The organism is Pseudomonas sp. 910_21 (genome assembly GCF_052850735.1).
In genome coordinates this window covers 23,199-48,509 of the sequence record NZ_VXCY01000012.1, presented here as the reverse complement: position 1 = coordinate 48,509, position 25,311 = coordinate 23,199, and the positions used below count along the sequence as shown (strand labels likewise).

The 25,311-nt window shown below is 57.8% G+C and carries 24 protein-coding genes and 4 tRNA genes; 7 read left to right on the top strand and 21 right to left on the bottom strand.

Annotated elements, in window-relative coordinates:
* Positions 1-30: 30 nt before the first annotated feature.
* The 7 genes from rbsD to FW796_RS29795 all read right to left on the bottom strand — a co-directional run bounded on the left by rbsD (position 31) and on the right by FW796_RS29795 (position 6,676).
* Complete coding sequence (rbsD, locus tag FW796_RS29825; protein ID WP_346631677.1) at positions 31-435, bottom strand: D-ribose pyranase; 405 nt, start codon at positions 433-435, stop codon at positions 31-33.
* Entirely contained in the window at positions 432-1,349 is a 918-nt protein-coding gene (rbsK, locus tag FW796_RS29820) for a ribokinase (protein ID WP_446440541.1), read from the bottom strand. The genes rbsD and rbsK overlap by 4 nt, the downstream gene beginning before the upstream one ends.
* Before the next feature lie 24 nt (positions 1,350-1,373).
* A complete protein-coding gene (locus FW796_RS29815; RefSeq protein ID WP_404938932.1) occupies positions 1,374-2,393 on the bottom strand; it encodes a LacI family DNA-binding transcriptional regulator in 1,020 nt (339 codons plus the stop codon).
* Positions 2,394-2,396: 3 nt separating this feature from the next.
* Positions 2,397-3,374 carry an ABC transporter permease gene (locus tag FW796_RS29810; protein ID WP_102863626.1) on the bottom strand — a complete coding sequence of 326 codons (978 nt, stop codon included), beginning with the start codon at positions 3,372-3,374 and terminating at the stop codon, positions 2,397-2,399.
* A complete protein-coding gene (locus FW796_RS29805; RefSeq protein ID WP_346631680.1) occupies positions 3,371-4,924 on the bottom strand; it encodes a sugar ABC transporter ATP-binding protein in 1,554 nt (517 codons plus the stop codon). Before FW796_RS29805 ends, FW796_RS29810 begins: the two co-directional genes overlap by 4 nt.
* A 57-nt stretch (positions 4,925-4,981) precedes the next feature.
* Positions 4,982-5,938: a sugar ABC transporter substrate-binding protein gene (locus FW796_RS29800; protein ID WP_123725709.1), complete on the bottom strand. Its 957-nt coding sequence runs from the start codon at positions 5,936-5,938 to the stop codon at positions 4,982-4,984.
* Between the two features lie 282 nt (positions 5,939-6,220).
* On the bottom strand, positions 6,221-6,676 hold the full coding sequence (locus tag FW796_RS29795; protein ID WP_446440540.1) for a hypothetical protein: 456 nt from the start codon (positions 6,674-6,676) through the stop codon (positions 6,221-6,223).
* 340 nt (positions 6,677-7,016) lie between these two features.
* On the opposite strand from FW796_RS29795, the gene FW796_RS29790 reads away from it, so the two are divergent.
* The 3 genes from FW796_RS29790 (at position 7,017) to FW796_RS29780 (ending at position 9,275) form a co-directional block, all read left to right on the top strand.
* Positions 7,017-8,105 carry an asparaginase gene (locus FW796_RS29790; RefSeq protein WP_123725710.1) on the top strand — a complete coding sequence of 363 codons (1,089 nt, stop codon included), beginning with the start codon at positions 7,017-7,019 and terminating at the stop codon, positions 8,103-8,105.
* A 206-nt stretch (positions 8,106-8,311) separates the two neighbouring features.
* Positions 8,312-8,581 (top strand): DUF1654 domain-containing protein, encoded by a 270-nt coding sequence (locus FW796_RS29785; protein ID WP_102863635.1) that lies wholly within the window; start codon positions 8,312-8,314, stop codon positions 8,579-8,581.
* A 4-nt stretch (positions 8,582-8,585) separates the two neighbouring features.
* Positions 8,586-9,275: an endonuclease I family protein gene (locus tag FW796_RS29780; protein ID WP_346631682.1), complete on the top strand. Its 690-nt coding sequence runs from the start codon at positions 8,586-8,588 to the stop codon at positions 9,273-9,275.
* 52 nt (positions 9,276-9,327) lie between these two features.
* Here FW796_RS29780 and FW796_RS29775 read toward each other — a convergent pair whose 3' ends face one another.
* A complete protein-coding gene (locus tag FW796_RS29775) occupies positions 9,328-9,684 on the bottom strand; it encodes an SPOR domain-containing protein (RefSeq protein ID WP_346632066.1) in 357 nt (118 codons plus the stop codon).
* A gap of 264 nt (positions 9,685-9,948) precedes the next feature.
* On the opposite strand from FW796_RS29775, the gene csrA reads away from it, so the two are divergent.
* Positions 9,949-10,143, top strand: coding sequence for a carbon storage regulator CsrA (csrA, locus tag FW796_RS29770; protein WP_007920550.1), 195 nt, complete (start codon positions 9,949-9,951; stop codon positions 10,141-10,143).
* A gap of 238 nt (positions 10,144-10,381) precedes the next feature.
* Here csrA and FW796_RS29765 read toward each other — a convergent pair whose 3' ends face one another.
* The 4 genes from FW796_RS29765 to FW796_RS29750 all read right to left on the bottom strand — a co-directional run bounded on the left by FW796_RS29765 (position 10,382) and on the right by FW796_RS29750 (position 13,890).
* Positions 10,382-10,813: a VOC family protein gene (locus FW796_RS29765; RefSeq protein WP_446440539.1), complete on the bottom strand. Its 432-nt coding sequence runs from the start codon at positions 10,811-10,813 to the stop codon at positions 10,382-10,384.
* A gap of 238 nt (positions 10,814-11,051) precedes the next feature.
* Positions 11,052-12,518 (bottom strand): carbohydrate-binding protein, encoded by a 1,467-nt coding sequence (locus FW796_RS29760; RefSeq protein ID WP_446440538.1) that lies wholly within the window; start codon positions 12,516-12,518, stop codon positions 11,052-11,054.
* Positions 12,519-12,563: 45 nt separating this feature from the next.
* Entirely contained in the window at positions 12,564-13,193 is a 630-nt protein-coding gene (locus FW796_RS29755) for a lytic polysaccharide monooxygenase auxiliary activity family 9 protein (RefSeq protein ID WP_346631685.1), read from the bottom strand.
* Positions 13,194-13,539: 346 nt separating this feature from the next.
* A complete protein-coding gene (locus FW796_RS29750; RefSeq protein ID WP_346631686.1) occupies positions 13,540-13,890 on the bottom strand; it encodes a hypothetical protein in 351 nt (116 codons plus the stop codon).
* 309 nt (positions 13,891-14,199) lie between these two features.
* On the opposite strand from FW796_RS29750, the gene FW796_RS29745 reads away from it, so the two are divergent.
* Both FW796_RS29745 and prfH read left to right on the top strand, forming a co-directional pair.
* Entirely contained in the window at positions 14,200-15,333 is a 1,134-nt protein-coding gene (locus FW796_RS29745) for an RNA ligase RtcB family protein (RefSeq protein WP_346631687.1), read from the top strand.
* Positions 15,333-15,959, top strand: coding sequence for a peptide chain release factor H (gene prfH / locus FW796_RS29740; RefSeq protein ID WP_446440537.1), 627 nt, complete (start codon positions 15,333-15,335; stop codon positions 15,957-15,959). Before FW796_RS29745 ends, prfH begins: the two co-directional genes overlap by 1 nt.
* A gap of 1,322 nt (positions 15,960-17,281) precedes the next feature.
* On the opposite strand, the gene makC is transcribed toward prfH, so the two are convergent.
* On the bottom strand, positions 17,282-17,716 hold the full coding sequence (gene makC, locus FW796_RS29735) for an alpha-pore-forming tripartite toxin MakABE regulator (RefSeq protein WP_346631689.1): 435 nt from the start codon (positions 17,714-17,716) through the stop codon (positions 17,282-17,284).
* A 1,128-nt stretch (positions 17,717-18,844) separates the two neighbouring features.
* Positions 18,845-18,921 (bottom strand) — tRNA-Val (locus FW796_RS29730).
* 187 nt (positions 18,922-19,108) lie between these two features.
* Here FW796_RS29730 and FW796_RS29725 point away from each other — a divergent pair.
* Positions 19,109-20,392, top strand: a complete 1,284-nt coding sequence (locus FW796_RS29725) for an NAD(P)/FAD-dependent oxidoreductase (RefSeq protein WP_346631690.1) — start codon at positions 19,109-19,111, stop codon at positions 20,390-20,392.
* Between the two features lie 209 nt (positions 20,393-20,601).
* Here FW796_RS29725 and FW796_RS29720 read toward each other — a convergent pair.
* From FW796_RS29720 to FW796_RS29690, 7 genes are all read right to left on the bottom strand, one after another.
* A tRNA-Asp gene (locus FW796_RS29720) sits at positions 20,602-20,678 on the bottom strand.
* A 101-nt stretch (positions 20,679-20,779) separates the two neighbouring features.
* A tRNA-Asp gene (locus FW796_RS29715) sits at positions 20,780-20,856 on the bottom strand.
* Positions 20,857-20,915: 59 nt separating this feature from the next.
* A tRNA-Val gene (locus FW796_RS29710) sits at positions 20,916-20,991 on the bottom strand.
* Between the two features lie 126 nt (positions 20,992-21,117).
* Positions 21,118-21,891 (bottom strand): SDR family oxidoreductase, encoded by a 774-nt coding sequence (locus FW796_RS29705; RefSeq protein ID WP_404938917.1) that lies wholly within the window; start codon positions 21,889-21,891, stop codon positions 21,118-21,120.
* Entirely contained in the window at positions 21,888-23,099 is a 1,212-nt protein-coding gene (locus tag FW796_RS29700) for an O-succinylhomoserine sulfhydrylase (RefSeq protein WP_346631692.1), read from the bottom strand. Before FW796_RS29700 ends, FW796_RS29705 begins: the two co-directional genes overlap by 4 nt.
* Positions 23,100-23,135: 36 nt before the next feature.
* A complete protein-coding gene (gene purF, locus FW796_RS29695) occupies positions 23,136-24,641 on the bottom strand; it encodes an amidophosphoribosyltransferase (protein ID WP_346631693.1) in 1,506 nt (501 codons plus the stop codon).
* A 41-nt stretch (positions 24,642-24,682) separates the two neighbouring features.
* Entirely contained in the window at positions 24,683-25,240 is a 558-nt protein-coding gene (locus FW796_RS29690; protein ID WP_025130180.1) for a CvpA family protein, read from the bottom strand.
* Positions 25,241-25,311: the final 71 nt, after the last annotated feature.

The window sequence follows — 25,311 nt, the reverse complement described above, 5'->3', positions numbered from 1 at the left end:
GTGCAAGATAAGGAAAAGCCGGACAGCGGCCTAGAAGGTCACCCCGGCAACCAGGGCGATGTTGCAATACGGCTGGCACTCTCCCGTGCGAATCACCGCACGAGCCTGACGACTGAGCACCTTGAAATCTTCGTGACTCATCAATCTCCGGGTCCCCAGTTCGCCACCGAGGTTCAGCACGTCCAGCCCCAACAAGGGCTGCGGCCGCTTGAGCAGAATCTCCTCGGCCAGCACATGACTCTCCACCTGCATCTCGCTGAGCACTACCTTGAGGGTGCCGAGAAAATCGGGAACGCCGTGAGTCAGGGCCAAATCGATCAACTCGACGCCAGGAGGCACAGGCAGGCCGGCATCACCAATCACCACGATGTCACCGTGGCCCAAAGAGGCAATCAAGCGTGACAGGGCAATATTGAGCAAAGGTGTCTTTTTCATGAAGGGACAAAGGCCTGAACGTCGGACAGCGTGGGAATGGAAGGTTGTGCACCGGCACGAGTCACCGACAGCGCTGCGGCGACCTGACCAAAGCGAATCGCCTCGGCCTCACTCTTGCCGGCAGCCAGGGCGGCGGCAAAACCACCGACGAAGGTATCCCCCGCTGCCGTGGTGTCGATGGCCTTGACCTTAGGCACCGGAAAATGCTCGAAACTGCGGCCATTGGCAAACAGCGAACCTTGCGCCCCCAGGGTGATGATGACCTTACCGGCTCCAGCGGCGATCAAGCGACCTGCCGCAGTCTCGGCACTCGCCAGGGAGTCCACCGCCACGCCACTGAGCGCGGACGCCTCGCTTTCATTGGGGATCAGGTAGTCGATCGAGCCGTACCACTGCGCCGGCAGCGGGCCACTGGCCGGCGCCGGATTGAGAATCACCGTCTTGCCCAGTTCACGCCCGCGCTTGAGGGTGTACCCCACCGTTGCCAAGGGCACCTCCAACTGACAGATGATCACGTCGGCCTCCTGCAACACCCGATCGAACCCCGCAACCTTCTCGGGGCTGAGCAGGCCGTTGCCACCGGCGACGATGACAATTGCATTCTGGCTACTGTCATCCACCACGATCAGAGCGACGCCGCTGGAACCCTCCACCACGCTCACCGCCTGGCAATCGATCTGCTCGGCGAGCAAGGCACTGCGCAATTGCTCGCCATAGGCGTCATCGCCGACACAGCCGACCATCGACACCTGCGCCCCCAGCCTGGCCGCCGCCACTGCCTGATTGGCCCCCTTGCCACCGGATACCGTGGCAAAGGATTTGCCAATCAGCGTCTCGCCCCCTCGCGGCAGGCGCTCGGCCCGGGTCACCAGGTCCATATTGAGGCTTCCCACTACCACTACTTTTGCTGGCATACATCGATACTCAATCGTTTGGATTCAGCGGAACTCGGCAAATGCGCTGCTGAGCGGCGCAGTCGATTCCCGCAAGACAATATTCGGCGTAACGATGCGCTGGTCGACCGGCAAATCCCGCGAGGCAATACGGCGCAGCAGCAACTCTGCCGCGGTTTCACCCAGTTGCAGGATCGACTGACCCACCGTGGTCAGCGCCGGGTAGACATAACGGCTCATGAGGATGTCGTCGAAGCCAATCACCGAGAGTTCACTGGGCACACGGATATTGCGCTCCGCCGCAGCCCGCAACACACCGATGCCCATCATGTCGTTGGCGGCGAAAATTGCGCTTGGCCGGCGCCCCTCAAGCAACTGCGCCGCAGCGCGATAACCACCGGTGCTACTGAAGTCACTTTCCAGGATGCGCCCTGCCGGCACCTCGACACCGGCCTCCTGCAATGCCTGGCGAAACCCCGCCAGGCGCATTTGCGCCACACTGGTGTTGGCCGGGCCGCCGATGCAGGCGATGTCCCGGTGACCTAGCTCCAGAAGGTGCCGGGTCGCCAGGTAGGCACCGTAATGGTGGTCGATACGCACCAGATCGGCGTCCACCCCTTCCAGCCCGCGGTCGACAATCACCATCGGCGTGCGCACCCCGGCCAGGCCCTGAGCCAGGCCACTGTCGCCACCAGCGGATGTCACGATCAGTCCATCAATGCGCTTTTCCAGAAGCACCCGCAGATAGTTGCGCTGCTTGTCCGGGTTATCGTCGGAGTTGCAGAGGATCACGCAGTAACCGTTGCGCTCGCAGTAGTCCTCGATCCCTCGTGCCAGTTCGGCGAAGTAAGGGTTGAGACTGTTGGGCACCAGCAGGCCGATGGTCGCGGTGGTCTTGGCCTTGAGTGAACGAGCCACTGCACTGGGTACATAGTCGAGGCGCTTGATCGCCGCCTCGACCTTGACCCGCACTTCTTCACTGACCGGCCGCGTCTTGTTCAGTACATGGGACACCGTGGTGTAGGAAATCCCCGCCAGCGCCGCCACATCCTTGATTGTTGCCATGAATCAAACCCGCCGATTGGCGCGCTGGCTGCGATAGGTATCCAGCACCACGGCAATCACAATGACCGCACCGGTGATGATGCGCTTGGTCGGTTCTGATGCGCCGATTTGCGCCAGGCCTGCAGCCAGCACGGAAATAATCAAGACGCCGAAGAAGGTACTGATCACCGAACCGCGTCCGCCCATCAGGCTGGTGCCGCCAATCACCACCGCGGCGATGACCTGCAACTCCAGACCGGAGCCCGCATTCGGGTCTGCCGCTTCCAGGCGAGAAATTTGAAACAGCGCTGCAATGCCCGCCAACAACCCCATCAGGCTGAACACCAGGATCTTGTAGGGTTTGGGATTGATCCCCGCCAGACGCACCGCCTCTTCGTTGGTACCGATGCCGATCAGGTAGCGGCCGAACACGGTGCGCGTCAGCACCGCCTGGGCCAGGAAAATAATCAGCAGGGCAATGATAAACGACGGCGAAATGCCAAAGGCAATTGGATTCGACAACCAGGCGAAAGCATCACCGATATAGGCCGTGCGCGAACCGGTCATCTGGTAGGCAACGCCCCTGGCCATTTCCAGCACCCCCAGGGAAACGATGAACGACGGGATGCGCCAGGCCACAGTGATCGAGCCCGTGATGGTTCCCGCCAGCGCCGCACAGGCCATGCCCAGCAACGCCGCAGGCACCACGCTCCAGCCCCAGCCGAGAATTGCCACGCTGACCGTCGAGGCCGCCAGGGCCAGCACCGACCCCACGGACAGATCGATACCACCGATGATCAGGACGAAGGTCATGCCCACCGCCAGCACCATCAGGTCGGGAATCTGGTTGGCCAGGGTGCTGAAGGTGTCATAGGAAAGGAAGTGGCTGCTGAGCAGGGAGAACAGAACGATCATCCCCAACAACGCCCCCGCCAGACCCAGGTAGGTGCCGAGGCCGTAGTAATGGCCGCCTCGCTTGCCGCTTGCAGGTGCAGTTTTCATGATGCATTCCTAGGCGTCGCTTCGCTGAGCAACGCATCTCGTTTTTGATAGCCGGCAAAGGCGGCGGCAAGCAATTCATCCTGGGTCCAGCTGTCACGCTCGAAGGTGTCGATCAGACGCCCGGCCGAGAGCACGCCAATGCGATCGCAGATCAGCATCAACTCACGCAAGTCGCTGGACACCACTACCAGGGCCTTGCCCTGGCGGGTCAACTCCCCCAGCAAGCCATAGATATCGAACTTGGCGCCGACGTCGATACCGCGAGTGGGCTCGTCGAACAGCAACACCGAACAGTCGCGCTCCAGCCAGCGGCCGATCACCACCTTCTGCTGGTTGCCGCCGGACAATTCGGACACCAATTGCGCCGGACTGGAACTGCGAATGCGCATGGCATCGATCTGCCGCTGGGCCAGTTGCTCTTCGTCCTGAGCATTGACCAGGCCGCCGCTGGAAATCGCCGGCATGTTGCCCAAGGCGATATTGGCGCTGATGGACTGGGTCAGCAGCAGCCCTTCGCCCTTGCGATCTTCAGTGATCAACGCAATGCCGTTGGCCACCGCATCCACCGGGGAGCGAATGCTTACTGGCCGGGCCGGCGTGCCCAGGGCAATGCTGCCGCTGTCGGCGACGTCGGCACCAAAGATAAGCCGCAGCAACTCGGTACGCCCTGCCCCGATCAGGCCGGAAATACCGAAGATCTCGCCACTGCGTACCTCGAAGGACACATCACAAACCTTGTCCGAGCGACTGAGGTTGTTCACCGTCAGCGCCGGCGCACCAATCTTGCGCTCACCCAGATCAATGTGTTCGCCCAGCTCGCGCCCCACCATCAGGTTCACCAGCTGTTCGCTGTTGTAGTTGGCCATGGGCTCGACACACACCAGGCAACCATCACGCAACACAGCAATGCGCTGGGCTACGCGGGCCAGTTCTTCCAGGCGATGGGAGATATAGATGATGGACACGCCCCGGGCCTGCAGGCGGGTGATCTGCTCAAAGAGCATCTCCACCTCACGGGAAGTGAGCATGGCCGTCGGCTCATCGAGAATCAGCACATGACAATCACCGATCAGATTTCGGGCGATCTCCACCATCTGCTGATGACCGATACCCAATTCACCCACCAGCGTGTCGGGATCGATAGCGTCCAGGCCGACCTGGGCCATGGCCTCGATTGCCGCTTTGCGCAATTGCTTGCGGCTGATCCAACCACCGTTGCTGGGCAGGTTGTCGAGAAACAGATTCTCGGCCACCGACAGGGTCGGCAGCAGGTTGAGCTCCTGCATGACCATGCGAACCCCCGCCTCTTCCGCTTGGGTCCGGCTACCAGGACGATAGTCCTGGCCGTTGAACTGCATGTGGCCGGTGGTGGGGCTGACCAGGCCACCGATGATCTTCGACAAGGTGCTCTTGCCGGCGCCGTTCTCACCGGTCAGGGCCAGCACCTCCCCGCGCATCAGCGTCAGGTCGATGCCGGTCAATACCGGTTGTGCATAGGTCTTGCCGATACCGCTGACCGAGAGGACAGCGTTCGCAGCGGAAACTGACATAAGAAACTCTCCATGCGCTCGCCTGAACGGGCGAGCGCCGTTGTGCCGCCGGAAGGACTACTTGGTGACCAGCTCGACTGGAGTTTCGATCACGCCGTTGGCACCGCTGTCGACTTTCTCGCCCTTGAGGATCTTCAGTGCGGTCTCGATGCCGAACACCGCCTGCTTGGCAGCGAACTGGTCGGCAGTGGCCAGGACCCGGCCATCCTTGAGCATTGGTTTGATGGCGTTGATATTGTCGTAGCCCACCACCTGGACCTTGCCTGCCTTACCGGCAGCCCGCACCGCGGAGACCGCCCCCACTGCCATGCTGTCGTTACCGGCCAGCAATGCCTTGAGATTCGGGTATTCACTGAGCATTGCCGAAGCCACACGGTTGCCTGCGTCGATTTCCCAGTCGCCGGATTGCAGAGAGACCACCTTGATCTGCGCGGCGTCCATTGCGTCCTTGAAGCCAGCAGTGCGCTGCTGTGCGTTAGTGGTGGTGGAGACCCCTTCGATGATCCCCACTTCGTCGCCGGCCTTCAGTTGCTTGGCCAGGTACTCACCCACCAGGCGAGCCCCCTTGCGGTTGTCCGGACCTACGAAAGGTACGCTGATGTTCTTGCTTTTCAGCACACCGGGATCGAGTTGGTTGTCGATATTGATCACCGTGATCCCGGCATCCACCGCCTTCTTGATCACTGGCACCATGGCCTTGGAGTCGGCGGGTGCAATCACCAGGGCATTGACCTTGGAGACGATCATCTGCTCGACGATGCGGATCTGGTTGGCGGTGTCGGTTTCGTCCTTGATGCCGTTGGACACCAGGTCGAAATCGGCGGAATGCTCTTTCTGATAAGCCTTGGCGCCGTCTTCCATGGTCAGGAAGAACTCGTTGGCCAGGGACTTCATGACCAGGGCGACCTTGGGTTTCTGCGAGGTCTCGGCATAGGCCGATGAGAGAGGGAGGGCAGCGGATGCAGCAGCCAGAACAGCAACAGCGAGTAAACGTCCAGCGAAGGGCAGCTTCATGAATTCACTCCGATCTTATGATTATTGTGAGCAGCGTTCGCACGGCAGGGTGAGCAGGCCGTCATCGGCATGGATGGGAGGCCGGTGCCGCACCCTGGAAAGATAGACGATTGTCGTTATCCAAAGGCCGCGCAAACGTTTGCGTAAAACGAACTATGCGAACCTCGCCAGAGTTTGTCAACGCCGATCAGAGCCTGGAAAAAGGACACAGACAGCGGGCAAAACCCAGCTGTACGAGAGGAGAAGCCTGTCCGCACCGTAGCGGCGAACAGGCTCTGAGGGTCATGCAGAGGTGTTTAACAGGCCGCCTGAGGAGGAGGAGGAGTCCTTGGCCAGCTCACGAACCAGATTGCCCGATACCTCTGCCAGGGCCCCGTTGGTTTGGGCGATCTGCCCTTGAAGCCCCATGACCACGGTCTGCTTGGCTTCAGGGGTCGGATAGTCGGCGGCCTGGGCGGCAGCCAGTTGCTGTTGCTGCTGTTTGAGCTGCTCCTGCAACTCTTGCATGCGCTTGAGCAGCATCTTGACGACGATACTCTGATTATCTCCACCCGAGTCTGCGGCTTCGGACTTTTCGGCCTGCTTGCTGGAACCAACCCGGAGGGTGCCCGACTCATCGGTACCCAGCGCCGTGGATGCCTCCTCGGCAGCGGCCTTACTCAATGCATCAATGGTCGCCGGCGATTTGCCATTGATCAAAATCGCTCCTGCGCCAGGAAATCCGACTGACAGAGACATATGAACTCCTGAAAAAAAAGATCCTGTCGGGTCATCGACCGCCCCGCGACATTCTTTAATGACGGCCCCTCCCCCCTTGTGCCGAACCACTGACGGGCATTTTCGGATTGCCGAACGCCCACCCGCGCAAACGTTCGGAAACCCGGACGCGCACCACTCCGCCGCCATCAAAAATAGAAATAAAATTGATATAAATCAGTAACTTAAAATACTTATCAGGCCAAGGTAGCGCTGGTACAGATCCTGCTCAATCCTCACTGCCTCGCCGCATACAGATCTGCGGCCGAGGTGTTTCTAGATGAACCTGCATCAGCACCGTCTCACTACTAGAGAGAAAATAATGAAATCTGCCTTCAAAACCTTCGTTCCGGGCGCTTTGGCCCTCCTCCTGCTTCTGCCTGCGGCCGTGCAGGCCAAAGAGGCTGAAACCCAACAGAAACTCGCCAACGTCGTGGTCCTCGCCACCGGTGGCACCATCGCCGGCGCCGGCGCCAGCGCCGCCAACAGCGCCACCTACCAAGCAGCCAAAGTCGGCATCGAACAACTGATCGCCGGCATCCCCGAGCTGAGCCAACTGGCTAACGTGCGTGGCGAGCAAGTCATGCAGATCGCCTCGGAAAGCATCACCAACGAGAACCTGCTGCAACTGGGTCGCCGCGTCGCCGAGCTGGCCGACAGCAAAGACGTCGATGGCATCGTCATCACCCACGGCACCGACACCCTGGAAGAAACCGCCTACTTCCTCAACCTGGTGGAAAAGACCGACAAGCCGATCGTGGTCGTCGGCTCCATGCGCCCAGGCACCGCCATGTCGGCTGACGGCATGCTCAACCTGTACAACGCAGTAGCCGTAGCCGGCAGCAAGAACGCCCGCGGCAAAGGCGTGCTGGTTACCATGAACGACGAAATCCAATCCGGTCGCGATGTCAGCAAGATGATCAACATCAAGACCGAAGCCTTCAAGAGCCCATGGGGCCCACTGGGCATGGTAGTGGAAGGCAAATCCTACTGGTTCCGCCTGCCTGCCAAGCGTCACACCATGGATTCGGAGTTCGACATCAAGAACATCAAGAGCCTGCCTGACGTAGAAATCGCCTACGGCTACGGCAACGTCAGCGACACTGCCTACAAGGCCCTGGCGCAAAGCGGCGCCAAAGCCATCATTCACGCCGGTACCGGTAACGGCTCTGTGTCCTCCCGCGTAGTGCCAGCCCTGCAAGAGCTGCGCAAGAATGGCGTGCAGATCATTCGCTCTTCCCACGTCAATGCTGGCGGCTTCGTACTGCGCAACGCCGAACAGCCTGACGACAAGAACGACTGGGTTGTGGCTCACGACCTGAACCCACAAAAAGCCCGCATCCTGGCCATGGTCGCCCTGACCAAGACTCAGGACAGTAAAGAACTGCAACGCATGTTCTGGGAATACTGACAGCCCCCCGCTCGACCGGTTCCGGTCGAGCAGGCGTCAACCACTCGCCCCCTCCGGGCGAGTGGTTCCGCCCCCCCCCTGACAGCCTCGCCGCACCCTCCCCCCGTAAAAATTCTCCCCCACCCGCGAGACAAATGCGTAAAGCGTGGTCAGAGGAACTTCTTGAATCTTAAGCAGTTGCGAAATGTCCTACAGTTAAATACTGTATACACGTACAGCTTATTAAGGATTGTTCCGTGGCCACGACCCAAACGCCCCTCAGCTCCTACGAACGCCTGGGAGTACGCATCCAGAAAATCATCAACTCCCCTACCGCACAGAAAGCCAAGGCAGCCCTGATTTTCCGTCTCGCCGATGAGCCTCAGGACGAGTGGGAACGGCTCCTGGAGGAAATCGCCGAGAACGACAACGTCACCCTCGCCTATCGCGACGATGGTGGCGTGCAAATTTTCTGGGTCGTACCGAAGGAAGACTGAGTTGATGAGTGTCCGCTGTTTTGCCGTACTGCTGTTTTTCGTCACCTTCACCGCCCAAGCCGATGCCCCACGCACCTTCAGCGAAGCCAAGAAAGTTGCCTGGAAACTCTATGCCCCTCAATCAACCGAGTTCTACTGCGGCTGTAAATACAACGGCAACCGGGTAAACCTCGCCGCTTGTGGCTACGTACCGCGCAAGAACGCCAAGCGCGCAGAACGCATCGAATGGGAACACATAGTGCCGGCCTGGCAAATCGGTCATCAGCGCCAATGCTGGCAGCAAGGCGGGCGCAAGAACTGCACCCGTACCGACTCGGTTTATCAGCGCGCCGAAGCCGACTTGCACAACCTGGTACCAAGCATTGGCGAAGTGAATGGCGACCGCAGCAACTTCAGTTTCGGTTGGCTGCCGGAGCAATCGGGGCAATATGGCTCATGCCTGACCCAGGTGGACTTCAAGGCCAAGAAGGTCATGCCCCGCCCTTCGATTCGCGGCATGATCGCCCGCACCTACTTCTACATGAGCAAGCAATACGGTCTGCGCCTGTCGAAGCAGGATCGACAGCTCTTCGAGGCCTGGAACAAAACCTATCCGGTGCAGGATTGGGAACGCCAACGCAATCAAAGCGTGGCTTGCGTGATGGGGCGCGGAAACGAGTTTGTCGGAGCCGTCAACCTCAAGAGCTGCGGCTGACCCAGAAGCGCCCCCTGGATACGGGCGCCTCTCGATGTGGCGGGAAGAGGATTTACTGCGCAGCCTGGTGCTCGATGACCGTGACATCGATGTCACGTTTCTTGGCCTTCACGAGTTTCTCGACCACTTCAGTCTTTTTCGCCTCGGCCTCGGCCTGGGAAGCAAAAGGCCCGAGCAGCACCCGCTTCTTGCCTTCCACGGTCACCACATTGGACATGATCCCGTGCTCGATCAGCCAACCGGTGAGATCACTTACCGCCAGGGGCAGTTCGCTGCCCACCCACACATCCCATTGCGGCGTGGTGGAGGCCTGAACCGGCTGAACCTGCGCCGCCGCTGAAGCACTCTTGTTCGCCTCGACTTGCTTGCCTTCGCCGCAACCGGCCAATGCCAACGCCGCCATCATCATCGCTACTGTGCGCACAACCTACCCCTAGAAAGTCTGAGGCGGCGATTTTAGCACTCAAGGCACGAGAGACCTCGTCACAAAATCAGGTCGAAACAGGAAGAATGATATTTATTGGCTCTGTATAGTTGCGCCTTGGGAATTAATAGATCGTATGCGCGTCAGAAAGAGGCACCCACTCAGTGGAACTTCGCACTAATCTATACCTAAGACCGACCTCTGCACTGTTTGAATCTGGTGCCCTACAAAGCCATCAAGGAGAAGATCATGCTGATACTCACCCGCAAAGTCGGTGAAAGCATAAACATCGGTGACGACATTACGATCACCATTCTTGGCGTCAGCGGCCAACAGGTCCGCATCGGTATCAACGCGCCAAAAGACGTCGCGGTACACCGCGAGGAAATCTATCAACGCATTCAAGCCGGACTGACCGCCCCGGACAAACGCGAAACCCCATGAATCCAATGAGCACCCGCTCCCTGCCTGTGCCCAACAGCTGGCGCGGCGCGTGCCCTGTTTGCCTTGAGCTTCTCCCACAGAACACCTGCATGCTCTGACCGGATTGCGGCTACAACAGATTCCCGCCCACTGGATTATCGTCAAGCACTGACTATCGCCCTTTTCTGGCAAATAACCGACCGCGGCCTCCCGGTACGCGGCGCCTCAGCAATGCAGGCGTCGCACCGGGGTTCGGCGGTCAGGCGCTGACCACTGGCTTGAACCCCAGATCCTCAGTGAACCGCAGCAAGTAGCCGTCCGGATCGAGCACCAGCAGGTTCAATTCACCGTGCAGCAACTCATCATGCCGGTACCAGCACTCCTGGATCTCCCTGCGCAGGGCGAAACCGGCATGCGCCAGAGCGGCAGCCAGTTGGCGAATGTCCGGGCACTCGATGGACAAGTTCATGCCTCGGCCAAAAGGCGCCTGCAAGGGGCCGACGCGCCACGCGGACTCCTCCTGATCATCCTGTTCCAGCATCAACTGAGCGCCATTGAAAGAGAGAAAAGCAAAGAAGTGTTCCGGACGCTGATACTCCACCTTGAAGCCGAGGGTATCGCGATAGAAAGACAGGCTGCGCTCCAGGTCCGTGACCAGCATTTCCGGAACCAGGTTATTCATTTGAAACATCGCAAGCTTCCATTGCTCATTGATCGAGCCGCGAGACTACTCCCAAGCCGCCCCCAGGTGCACCCCCCGCTTACCAATGATTACAACTGGGCCAAAGTCACACCCCGCGCCATGCCCACACACCTGCCGCCGGTCAGCCATGGACAGCCTTCAGGAGACAAATAAAGGCGACCCGCATTCGGATCGACAACATCCGTGCGGGTCGCCTTGCCATTGAGCAGAACAATGACGTCACTGTTCAGCCATGACGCTCCAGCAACACCTTGCTCCACAGGGTGAAAGCCACCGAGGGCGTCCATGCCGGGTTTGAAGTGTGCTCTTGAAGGCAGAGATAGCGATTACCCTCATAGCTCACTCCGTCCTCCCGGAGATAGCGCTGGTTGGTACGCCACTCAGGGAAACTCGGATCGACGACGCCACCCGCGGTCCTGACACTCAGGCTACGACTGGGCAACGATTCACGACCCTGAGTATCAGTGGCCGTGACGAAGTAGCTGTACTGGGTATCGGTACTCAACCCTTTGTCTTCGAAGCCCAGGGAAGTCGCCTGCCCCACTGCATTGCCATCGCGGTACAGGGTGTAGAACTCCACCGGACGCACACCACTGGAAGCGCTCCAACTCAAACTGACGCTACTGCGACTGGTGCCCACCACCTGCAGATTGCCCGGCGCCCCGGGACGCTCAGGCTCTGCGCCATCGCCATGGATCAGCGGCGCATAACGGTTACGGAACTCCCAGTTGTACTGCACACCCTGCCGGCTGACTCCGGCATCCCAGTTCACCGACCAGGTCATCAAGCCCTTGATGGCGTGACCAGCATCCTGCAGGCGCTTGAACGCATTGCTCACAGCCGCAGGATCGATGACATAGCCAGTGGCCGCAGCATCGACGTTGCTGGGCAAACCGATTACCAGCTTGTCCGCCGCAATTCGGGTGTAACCGCGAGAGCCCGAAGCCAGGCTATCAGTCAGGTAGAACAGGAAGTCCTCCTTCATCTGATCATTGTTCTGGGCAATCCATGCACCCTGCCCGCCGTTGGCCTCCTGCACCCAGAGTCCATCGCCACCCTGGTTGTAGTATTGCGGTGCGACAAAGTCGTAATAGCCCTCCAGGGCTTGCAGGTAAGCCACGTACTTGCCGTTGCTGGTCAGGTACGGAAACTCCGGCGCCATGCTGATGATGAAATGCTTGCCCTGGCCTGCATAGTGATCCTTCACCAGCTTCAAGGCTGCCGGCAGCACGCTCTTGTTGTCGGCGTAATCAATGGCACTCTGCTCCAGATCGATATCCAGACCATCGAAGCCGTATGTCTCCACCAGGCGGATGATTTCGTTGGCCAAAGGCTGCTCGTTGCCCTTGTGCAACTCGATATGCGCATCAGCACCGCCCAGGGAAATCAGCACGGCCCGCCCCTGGCTGTTAAGCACACCGACCTGACGCCGGAACTCGGCGTCCGAGAGGTTGTAGGGCTTGAAGGTGGGAATGCCGTTGCCCTTCATGAAGGCTACCGCCACCACGTTGTATTCCTTGGGGACATCCAACAGGTTCAGGTTGGCAAACTGCCCCTGCTGATAACCATCGGCAGGACCGGCGGCCCAGTTATGCCAGAAACCCATGAGGATCTTCTTGCCGGCAATGCTCGGCATCATGGATGCCGCATCTGCTGCTTGACTCTTGATTAATGCAAAGTCGATTTTATTCACGCTCTAATCCTTCAGAACTGTTAAAGGGTGCTGTACGACCGAGACTTACTTGAAGTCCAGATCGAAGGCCTGATAAAACCCGTTGCCAGTATTGGCGACAACCCACACCAGCACCACAACATGGTGGCCTTTCTTGTTTTTTGGCAGCACAACTTCATGATTAGTTTTGGCCTTCAATACCGAGCCGAACTTGTCGAATGGAACTTCGGTATAAAAATCCTGATAAAAAGCCTGAGGCTCCAGCTGCGCGCGACTGATGCGCTGCTTAGGGTCCCAACCATCTTTAGTGATGAACCAGCTGTAGCCACGAGTGACGTGAGGCGCGGTGTACTCCCATTGCACCTGGAATACCTGGCCGGGGTCCACATTGAGCAGCGGCCAGCTGAAGGCACGATTGATTTTCTTCGACATTTCCTCATTGGTGAAGTTGATGCAGTCGCGCTCATCCACCTTGCCACCACTGAGAATGTGGCCATCTGCGGGTGGTACGGCGCTCCCTACATCGCTGTCGTAAGGTTTCGGGAAAGGCCCGGCGGTCAGAGCCGGGAAGTTTTTCCCGCCTTCCATTTCATTCACCTGCCAGGTTCCCAGCAATCCCAGCTCTACAGCAACCGCACCACGACTGGAAGGCGAAACGACGCGACCATGTTTAAGTTGAGCTTGTGGCTTGTTCATATATTTCACTCCATTGATTAATTAAGTCTTGCTCCTTGTTGAGCACCTTTAACTTAGCGCACTTTTCTCGACTTTTTTCATCACGCCACAAACTAACCATTCAGAACAATTTGCACAACTCAGCGCCAGCCCTATTAAACCCTAGGCTTCGTTATTTGAACTGACACTTTAAAGAGTCAATGTATTACACGCTTTTCTACACTAAAACTCATACTTTCTACCGAGATAAAATATCAAGCCGCACAACTTGCGTTGAAAACACGACACCCAGAAACAACAAAACCCGGCGATTGCCGGGTTTGCTGCCAGAAAGGCTGAGTGCCTGCGCCTGAAGCGCTGCCTGGGCTTACAGACAGGTCGCCAACGCCGCCAGTCGACGCTTCGAAACAGAGTTGTCCTCGATCGCGAAATAGTGGACAGCGGTGCCCGAGGGCTCGGCCTTGATATCCACGAAGACTTCCGCAGAACGGGTATACACCGTATATCCGCCTACCTTGCCAGGTTGCAGGTAGGCCGCCGCATCCACACCAAAGACCGCTTCATCCTGCCAGGCGAACTGTACGCATTGCGCCACCAGTTGATCGGCCTTGGTCGAGGTCAGGGTCTTGTTGGGTGTTCTTGTCCGGGCATCGTCCATGGTGGAACTCGCACAGCCAGCCAATAACACTGCAACCATCACTGCCATCAAAACCCGCATGCTGCCACCTCGTCCATAAAACGCGAGAGTATCGCTTACACGGCGGGAAAAAGCCGTTTGGGCAGAAGAAAAAATGCCGCGAGGCCAGATGCCTTTTGTTTACAAACCCCATTGCCAGGCCTCAGGCAAAGGATTAATCTTCGCGCCCCTTCCCACACTTTTGCCAAGGAGATCCACCATGCAACAGCTGATCACCCCTTGCAGGACGTGCCTGGTTTAAACGCTGTATCCGCTACCCGTTAGCGTCTTCGCTTAACCCCGTTCCGTCCTGCCACTACCTGAATATTTTTTTCCAATCAGGAATTGGACATGGACACTTGCATCCGTCATTTGTCGAATGGCGTCTCTCTTATCGCCTCCGACACCACCTGGATCGAAGACAAAGCGCTCCAACAACTGCACACCACCGCCCAACTACCCGGCATGCGCCAGGTTGTCGGCATGCCGGACCTGCACCCAGGCCGGGGCTACCCGGTGGGTGCGGCATTTTTTTCCACCGAGCGGGCCTACCCGGCCCTGGTGGGCAATGACATCGGCTGCGGCATGGCGCTGTGGCAAACCGACCTCTCCAGCAGCCGCCTCAACCTCGACAAGCTGGAAAAGAAAATTGGCAATATCGACCTCCCTCTGGATGAACAGTGGGATGAAGAACGAGCGCAACTGGGACTGCCCCTCACCGGCCACGAGCACTCACTGGGCACCATTGGCGGCGGCAATCACTTCGCCGAACTGCAGCAGCTCGATCAGGTGTATGACGCCGCAGCCTTGCAGGCTCTGGAACTGAATCCAAAAACCTTGTTGCTGCTAGTGCATAGCGGCTCTCGAGGCCTGGGAGAGGCCATCCTGCGGCGCCATGTGGATCAGCACAGGCACAACGGTCTGGAGATGACCAGCGCCGCTGGCATCCGGTACTTGCAAGAGCACGACGAAGCCCTGCGCTTCGCCGAAGCCAACCGACGACTGATTGCCGAACGCCTGCTGCACAACCTGCGAGCCAAGGGGCACGCCACTCTGGACATCAACCACAACCTGGTGTCCCCGGCGAATATCGATGGCGTCGCGGGCTGGCTGCATCGCAAGGGCGCCACACCATCGGACCAGGGTCCGGTGGTCATTCCGGGCTCCCGGGGTGACTACAGCTACCTGGTACAGCCCAATCCGACGCCTGTCAGCCTGTTCTCCCTGGCCCACGGCGCCGGACGCAAATGGCTGCGCAGCGACTGCAAGGGCCGGCTGGCGACCCGCTTCAGCTTCGACCAGCTCAAGCGCACTCAACTGGGCAGCCGAGTGATCTGCGAGGACCGCGGATTGATGTACGAGGAAGCACCCGAAGCCTACAAGAGCATCGACAGCGTAGTCGGTAGCCTGCGGGACGCCGGCCTGGTACAGATCATCGCCCGGCTCAAGCCGGTACTGACTTACAAACGCCGGGGGTGCTGCTGATGCTGCTCTTACAACTGTCCTCTGCCCAGGGGCCTGCCGAGTGCGAGCTGGCGGTGACCAAGGCTTTGCGTCTCCTGTATCGCGAAGCCGAGGCACAAGGCGTGCTTACCAGCCTCGTCGAGCAGGTAGCTGGCCACGCCCGGGACACCCACAAGTCGGTCCTGATAAGCCTCGATGGCGAACAGGCTGCAAGACTGGCCGAACGCTGGACCGGCACCCTGCTCTGGACCTGCAAGAGCCCGTTCCGGCCTGGACACAAACGCAAGAACTGGTATTTCGCCGGACAACTGTTCAAGACTCCACAGGACAGCATGGACGGCCAAATCCGCTTTGAAGCCATGCGCGCCTCAGGTCCGGGCGGGCAACACATGAACACCACCGACTCCGCCGTACGCGCCACGCACCTGGCAACCGGAATCAGCGTCAAAGTGCAGTCCGAACGCAGCCAGCACGACAACAAGCGCGTAGCACGCCTGCTAATCCTGCAGCGCTTGGCAGATCGGCAACAACAATCCGAGGAAGCACTGCGCCTGCAACGCCGCGACGCCCACCATCGAGTGGAGCGCGGCAACCCGGTACGCAGCTTCAACGGCAACGGATTCACCCCTCAAGACCACGTGCCATAGGATAATCGCTCCGAAGTCCTCGGAACCATCACTTATGCAATGCAACACCCTTCGGTCGTCAATAAAATCGCCTCACTTCTGGGATTTGAAATATAGTCCCAGACCCGACCCTCTATGTCGGAGGGCTCTCAATGATGTTTAAAGACGACTTCTTAAACTCTCACATTGACAACAGCCATGACAGCTCGAGAAATCTTTACCGACGCTTAAACTTGCTTTATTACGCCCCTCCAGACTGAACACTTGAAAGTGGAGAAAACCTTGAGCACTGGGATGACAAAGTAAAAACCCAAAAGACTATTACTTCAAAACTCAATCGACTAGTCGCAATGGAAACAAATAAAACTTCCTGACACTCAGCCAGCGGAGTAAATATCGATTTTCCACGCTGCTGCGTTTCAAATTACTACTTCTCTAAAACCGCTCCGGATAGTGACGAATACTTTCACGTTACATCTTCCAATGGAAGGCCCACTGAGACTGAGCGCCGGATAATTAGCATCCTTGATAATAACGCAAGAAATATTGTATCCAAGCCCCTTAAAATTGGACGAGAATAAGAACCAGGCCAACAACACAAGAAAAATTGATAACTCATACCTCCTGAATCCAGCCGCCAAGTCCACTCTCACCATAAAGCGCATGGCGGCACATACTGTTAAAAAGCCACTACAACCAGCCCAAAGACGAACAGCAGCAAAACGATGATCTGCTTACTAAAGCTCCCCACCCTCGAACTGAGTTCAAATGGATTACTGAAGAGCGGGCATCTTTAAAAGCTCGCTGCAGACATTACCAAGGAGCGCAACCGAAGCAGTCCTTTATCATGCGCACTCCAATAGACACATTTAGCTGACGCTCAGGAGCAATCCTAATGGTTATCACATCTGCCTGAGCCACCATCTACTCACAGTAAAGGCAACGGAAAACTGCCAGGTTCAATCAAACATTCGTGACCGGAGAGCGAGCGGATTCTATGGTTTGCAATCGAATTAGATACGCAGTATTTCCCTCTGTCCGCCGAGGAGGACCACAACGTCGACGCCCCACTGCATCGATCTCGCCATTCCAGTCTCGCGCTACCCCGAAAGCAGGTGAAGCAAGGGTGCGCGGGCTGTCAGTGTTGATTCAGTTCACTGCACCATACGGCTCTCGACATCTAGATCTTCCCGAGGGCTATCCTGGATACAGACAGATAAAAAACACAAAAAAGCCCAGTTCGATGACTGGGCTTTTTTAAACTTCATACTGAGGCAACCAAACAAACTGCCTACAAGCAAAAGCAATTTACCTGTAGTTTATCTACGCCGTGACTACGCTCCTCACAATTTCTGGCTCACCTGAATGAATGCCTTGCACTTCAGAACCGCACCATTCATTTCAAGAGCAACTTCGTATTCCCACCGACCCGTTTTACTCCGCGACTGGATCTGACCGCGAAAGTGATGATCGCCAGGGCTCTTTATTTCCATTGGCACGCAGATTTCTTCGGCAATCATCGGCCCGTAAAAGCTGATGATTTTTACATGGTTCTGAGGCACAACCGGGGCCACACGCCAGTTGACGAACTGCCCATTCAGACAGGCTGTAATGAGCCCTGACCGGCCTTCAGAAACAGACCCTGAGCTTTTATTATTATCTACCAAATATGCATTATCTTGTAGGTTTTTCGTTGCCAAAGCATTCTCAACATCCACCACAACCAAGACATTGATATCTTTGAAGCCAGCAGCGTTTCCAGTATCAACATTCGCCATAACAACACTCCTTTTGTATAAGTTATCCGCCTAACTCCATTCAAACAATCCTGACGAAAACTTGAGAGCAGCACTTTTTCTTGAAAGCAAATTTATCGATAGCTGTCAAAAAACCTAACTTACCGCATCAATCATTGTGCAAATCTGTACCAAAAGCGGATCAGATAGTGCCTAAGCACTAAAGCAGAGCTTTGCTCAAATAAATTAGTAAGCCATCACCTAGATTGTCGATATCAAAAACTCGACCAACGGCGCCAACATCACCCCGCCCAGCAAATATATAAGACGAAGACAGACAAACTGCCTTAGCACTGCGCTATCAGCTTATAAGTATCCAGATCGCCTGTGAGGCCGACTTTGCCGTGGATGAATTTCAGGTAATAAAAACCCGACTCAATGTTCGGGTTCGGACATACGTGCGCGTGTCGCGTTACTTGTGCGCCATGGGAAAGCTGATCATCGACGCCGCGACCTCGCCGCCCTGGCTGAAGCGCGCAATCCGCGTCCCCTAGCCAGCCTTCAGCGCCGGGACGACATCGTGACCTGGCTGAAGTCGGCTGCCGACATAGAGAAGAACACGCCAACCGTTTCGCCAGGAAAGCCCCAGGACAATGAAAACCCTGCGCACCTCAAAATCACCATGGACGCTGAGCTTCGGGACGTGGTCAGGGAATGCCTGCGCTCGCAACTGGGCTCGCCATACCCATCCACTACAAGCCCAAGGCCCGCCGGCGGGAACAGATCGACGCCAAGAACCACTAGACGTCGGTCACACCTGACTACCCGACCAAGAAGCGCAGTAAAGCCAGGGACGCAGCGTACGCACACGACCAAGTTCCAGCCGGTGAGCGCCCCACTTTTCATCAGATCCGCGCACTGGGCGCCTGGCTGTATGAGCAGCAGCAATTCCCCCAGGAATACATCCAGACGTTTATGGGCACTCGGACGAGAAGATGACAAAACACTATCAAGAGGGGCACGGCGAAAAGAAGATCAAGTACCTGGAGGTAGGCGCCGAATTGGCGTTCTGAGGTGGGCGTTTTGCAAAGCCTTGAAAATCGCAGACAACAAAAAAGGGCCCACCTTTCGGTGAGCCCTTCTAGACCGCCCAGCAGAGCGGATTTTGTTTGGTAGGCGCGATTGGACTCGAACCAACGACCCCCACCATGTCAAGGTGGTGCTCTAACCAACTGAGCTACGTGCCTGCTGTGAGGCGGCATTCTACGGAATTCCAAAGGGGTGTCAACACCTTTTTTGCAGCTAAGCCTATGAATATGCGAATTTTTTAATTCCGGGGCTGCGAAGAAGTTTTTCTTCCTGTCTGGTAGCGGATTTTCAACTCAGGTAGCATCGACGCACTCGTAAAATATATTAAACACATGAGGTCGCAGGATGGCGAACATTCCTTACCCACAGTCCTATTACGCTGCTTCCGCCAATGCGGCCCCGGAACGCCCACAATTGCAAGACGAGGTTGAAACCGACGTCTGCGTGATCGGCGCAGGTTACACCGGCCTGTCCAGCGCCCTGTTTCTTCTGGAAAACGGTTTCCGGGTGACCGTGCTCGAGGCCGCCAAGGTCGGCTTCGGCGCATCCGGCCGCAATGGCGGACAGATCGTCAACAGCTACAGCCGCGACATCGATGTGATCGAACGCAGTGTCGGTCCCAAGCAAGCACAACTGTTGGGCCAGATGGCGTTCGAGGGCGGCCGTATCATCCGCGAGCGCGTCGCCAAGTATCAGATCCAGTGCGATTTGAAAGATGGGGGCGTGTTTGCCGCACTGACCGGCAAGCAGATGGACCACCTGGAGTCGCAAAAGCGTCTCTGGGAGCGCTATGGGCACACTCAGCTGGAGTTACTGGACGAGCGGCGGATTCGTGAAGTCGTAGCCTGCGACCAGTACAAGGGCGGCATGCTCGATATGAGTGGCGGCCACATCCACCCACTGAACCTGGCCCTGGGTGAAGCGGCTGCCGTGGAATCCCTGGGCGGGACCATTTACGAACAATCCCCAGCAGTACGCATCGAACGAGGCGTCAGCCCTGTAGTGCATACCCCGCAGGGTAAAGTCCGCGCCAAGTTCATTATCGTCGCCGGCAACGCCTACCTGGGCAACTTGATTCCAGAGCTGGCAGCCAAATCCATGCCTTGCGGCACCCAGGTGATCACTACCGAGCCCTTAGGCGATGAGCTGGCAGCCAGCCTGCTGCCTCAGGACTACTGCGTCGAGGACTGCAACTACCTGCTGGACTACTACCGCCTCTCCGGCGACAAGCGCCTGATCTTCGGCGGCGGAGTAGTGTATGGCGCCCGTGATCCGGCCAATATCGAAGCGATCATCCGGCCGAAGATGCTCAAGGCCTTCCCGCAGCTGCAAAACGTGAAGATCGACTACGCCTGGACCGGCAACTTCCTGCTGACCCTGTCGCGCCTGCCACAAGTTGGCCGCCTGGGAGACAACATCTATTACTCCCAAGGCTGCAGCGGACACGGCGTGACCTATACCCACCTGGCGGGAAAGGTCCTGGCAGAGGCCCTACGCGGCCAGGCAGAGCGTTTTGACGCCTTCGCCGACCTACCCCACTACCCTTTCCCTGGAGGCCAGTTGCTGCGCACCCCATTCACGGCACTAGGAGCCTGGTACTACAGCCTGCGAGACAAGTTCGGTTTCTGATAAAAGACCTTTCTGCCCCCCAATAAAAAACCGCCCAACAGGCGGTTTTTTTATGCTCGGACATTGCCACTCAAACAGCACAACCACCCCACGCTGATCGCAAAAACAAAAAACCCCGGTCTTTCGACCAGGGTCTTTGCTATCGATGCGAATCAAACCAAAGGCTTGTTCCGTTGCCTCAAGGTGTTCAGTGATCCTTGAGGCTGATATGGCGCAGCGGACGGGACTCGAACCCGCGACCCCCGGCGTGACAGGCCGGTATTCTAACCGACTGAACTACCGCTGCGTATCGCTTGGACTTGCGTCCATGTGAACCGTTTAAATCGTCTGACTAAAAAGCCTTAAAACTTTTCAGTCTCAAACCAGGTAAGCCTGATCTGGAAAATATGGCGCAGCGGACGGGACTCGAACCCGCGACCCCCGGCGTGACAGGCCGGTATTCTAACCGACTGAACTACCGCTGCGCGTCGGTTGGAGGCTTCCGTGGAAGCTTCCGTCTTTCTTGCGAAAGACACTCAGGAAATGGTGGGTGATGACGGGATCGAACCGCCGACATTCTGCTTGTAAGGCAGACGCTCTCCCGGCTGAGCTAATCACCCTTTGCTTCGCTGAGGCCGCGAAATTTACGCAGGTAACGAAGCTAAGTCAATAGCAGGCTTGAAGTTTTTTTAAAAAAACAGCAGCAAGCGACACGCTGCGAGGCTCAGGCAAAAGCCGAGACCGCATCATCCTTGATAAATCATTTTCTTGGTCATACCACCGTCCACCACGAACTCTTGGCCAGTAACGAATCCCGAGTTGCGCGACAACAGCCAGGCCACCATCGCCGCCACGTCTTCCACCGTCCCCACCCTGCCCGCTGGGTGCTGGGCATGATCCGCATCAGACAATGGTTCGGCACGTCGCGCTGCCGGATCACGAGCATCGATCCAGCCAGGACTCACTGCGTTGACCCGGATTTCCGGCCCCAGGCTGATTGCCAGAGCGTGAGTCAAGGCCAGCAAACCACCCTTGCTCGCCGCATAGGCCTCGCTGTCGGGCTCTGATTGCCGAGCACGGGTAGAAGCCAGATTGACGATAGAACCGCCATGGGCACGCAGATAAGGCGCGCAATGCTTGGCAAGCAGCATGGGCCCGCCAAGATTCACCGCCAGCACCCGATTCCAATAGGCCAGATCCAGGCTTTCCAGGGTAATGTTGTGGGGGTCGGCCACCGCAGCATTGCAGACCAGGGCGTCCAGGCGCCCGAACTGCCCCAGTACCTCAGCCACTCCCTGAGCCACCTGAGTTTCATCAGCCACGTCCATAGTGATGAACCAGGCGCTTTCACCCAGCACCTTGGCCACCTTGGAACCCCGCTCCCGATCCAGGTCGGTCAGCACCACTTGCCAACCTTCACTGATCAGCCAAGCAGCGATCCCCAGGCCAATGCCCCGCGCCGCGCCGGTGACCAGCGCAACACGACCATTGCCGCCTTGAGGCGTGGACAACTCGATCACAAGGCTGCCAGACCGCGAGCCAGGTCGGCCTGCAGGTCAGCCACATCCTCCAGCCCCACCGCAATGCGGATCAGACTGTCACGAATACCGGCAGCCTCGCGTTCCTGAGGCGCGAGACGCCCATGGGAAGTGGTGCTCGGATGGGTAATCGTGGTTTTGCTGTCGCCCAGGTTGGCAGTGATCGAAATCAGCCGAGTCGCATCGATAAAGCGCCAGGCGCCCTCTTTACCACCCTTGACCTCAAAGCTCACCACCGCACCGAAGCCACGCTGCTGACGCTTGGCCAGCTCGTGCTGCGGATGACTGGCAAGACCTGCGTAGTGCACCTTCTCGACACCGTCCTGCTGCTCCAGCCATTGCGCCAGGGCCAGGGCATTGGAGCAGTGGGCACGCATCCGCAGGCTCAGCGTTTCCAGGCCCTTGAGGAAAACCCACGCATTGAACGGACTCAGGGTCGGCCCTGCAGTACGCAGGAAACCCACCACCTCTTTCATCTGTTCGCTGCGGCCAGCCACCACACCGCCCATGCAACGGCCCTGACCATCAATGAACTTGGTTGCCGAATGCACCACCACGTCCGCGCCAAGCTTCAGCGGCTGCTGCAACGCAGGGGTACAGAAACAGTTGTCGACCACAAGCATCGCGCCCTTTGCATGAGCTATCTCGGCCAGCGCAGCGATATCCACCAACTCGGCCAGGGGATTGGATGGCGACTCGACAAACAGCAGTTTGGTGTTGCTCTTGATTGCCGCATCCCAACCGGACAGGTCCGCCAGGGGAACGTAATCAACCTCAACACCAAAACGCTTGAAGTACTTCTCGAACAAGCTGATGGTCGAGCCGAATACACTGCGCGACACCAGCACATGATCCCCAGCACTGCAAAGGCTCATGACCACCGAAAGAATGGCCGCCATGCCGGTGGCCGTGGCGACTGCCTGTTCCGCCCCCTCCAACGCTGCGATTCGCTCTTCGAACGAGCGCACCGTGGGGTTGGTGTAGCGCGAATAGACGTTACCGGGGACCTCGCCAGCGAATCGCGCAGCCGCATCGGCGGCTGTACGGAACACATAACTGGAGGTGAAGAACATCGGATCACCGTGCTCGCCTTCCGGCGAGCGGTGTTGGCCGGCGCGCACCGCCAGGGTATCGAACGCTACGCCTTCAAGGTCGCTATCCAGCCGACCGGCATCCCAATCCTGACTCATGCCGCCTACTCCTAATGTCTTCTTAAATGCTCTGGATCAGTTGTTGTACAGATCGATGATGGCGCTGACCGCCTGAGTCTTGGCCTTGGACGCATCATTACGAGCGCTCTCGATCTTGTTCAGATAGGCCTCATCCACATCGCCAGTGACGTACTTGCCATCGAACACGGCGCAATCGAAGCTCTCGATCTTGATCTTGCCGCCACCGACCGCTTCGATCAGGTCCGGCAGGTCCTGATAGATGAGCCAGTCGGCACCAATCAGGTCAGCCACATCCTGGGTCGAACGATTATGGGCAATCAGTTCGTGAGCGCTTGGCATGTCGATGCCATACACGTTCGGGTAGCGCACAGCCGGGGCCGCCGAGCAGAAGTAGACGTTTTTCGCACCAGCTTCACGGGCCATCTGGATGATCTGCTTGCAGGTGGTGCCACGAACGATGGAGTCGTCCACCAGCATCACGTTCTTGCCACGGAACTCCAGCTCAATTGCATTGAGCTTCTGGCGCACGGATTTCTTCCGCGCAGCCTGGCCCGGCATGATGAAGGTACGACCGATGTAGCGGTTCTTCACGAAGCCTTCGCGGAACTTGACCCCCAAGTGGTTGGCCAGTTCCAGCGCCGCGGTGCGGCTGGTGTCCGGAATAGGGATCACCACGTCGATATCGTGCTCTGGACGCTCGCGCAGAATCTTCTCGGCCAGCTTCTCACCCATACGCAGGCGCGCCTTGTACACCGAGACACCATCGATGATCGAGTCGGGGCGAGCCAGATAAACGTGCTCGAAGATGCACGGAGTGAGCTTTGGATTGGTCGCGCACTGGCGGGTGTAGAGCTTGCCCTCTTCAGTGATGTAGACCGCCTCGCCGGGCGCCAGGTCGCGGATCAGGGTGAAACCCAGCACATCCAGGGAAACGCTTTCCGAGGCAATCATGTACTCCACGCCTTCGTCGGTATGACGCTGGCCGAAGACGATCGGACGGATACCATGGGGATCACGGAAACCGACAATGCCGTAACCGGTGATCATCGCTACCACTGCGTAGCCACCGACGCAGCGGTTGTGCACGTCAGTCACCGCGGCGAACACGTCTTCCTCAGTAGGCTGCAGCTTGCCGCGCTGGGCCAGCTCGTGAGCGAACACGTTGAGCAACACCTCGGAGTCGGAGTTGGTGTTGACGTGGCGCAGGTCGGACTCGTAGATCTCCTTGGCCAACTGCTCGACGTTGGTCAGGTTGCCGTTGTGCGCCAGGGTGATGCCGTACGGCGAGTTGACGTAGAACGGCTGAGCCTCGGCCGAAGTCGAGCTGCCCGCAGTCGGGTAACGCACATGGCCAATACCCATGTGACCGACCAGACGCTGCATGTGCCGCTGCTGGAACACATCACGAACCAGGCCATTGTCCTTGCGCAGGAATAACCGGCCTTCATGACTGGTCACGATACCGGCAGCGTCCTGGCCGCGGTGCTGGAGGACGGTTAGCGCGTCATACAGCGCCTGATTGACGTTCGACTTACCGACGATACCGACGATGCCACACATGCGACGCAACCCCTACTTAATGAAACTGAACTGAACACATCTTACTGAGGCGTTTTGGCCGGTAAGAGGTGCTCCTTGAACGGTATATCAGCGGGTACGCTGATACCGCTGGCCAGCCACTGACTGCTCCACCCCAGAATGAGGTTCTTGGACCAGTCTGCAACCAATAGAAATTGTGGCACCAGTCGCGACTGTTGCCACCAGGAATCCTGCTGAACCGGCCCCAGGCTCAAGAGCCCGACTGCCACGACCACCAGCAACGCGCCACGCGCCGCGCCGAAGGCCATGCCGAGAAATCGATCGGTCCCGGAGAGGCCGGTGACGCGAATCAATTCGCCGATGAGATAGTTGACCATTGCCCCCACCAGCAAGGTGGCGACAAACATGATTGCGCAGCCCGCGATCACGCGAGCCGAAGGAGTTTCGATATAACCGCCGAGGTACTCGGACAGTGAGCCACCAAACATCCAGGCAACGACTCCTGCGATGATCCAGGTAAGCAACGACAAGGCTTCTTTGACGAAACCGCGGCTCAAACTGATCAAAGCGGAGATGGCGATTATTGCAACGATCGCCCAGTCAACCCAGGTAAATGGCACAGTGCAGCCTACAGACGGATAAGGCGGCGCATTTTAACAGAGCGCTTGGCTGTCGGTAAGCTGCGATTCAC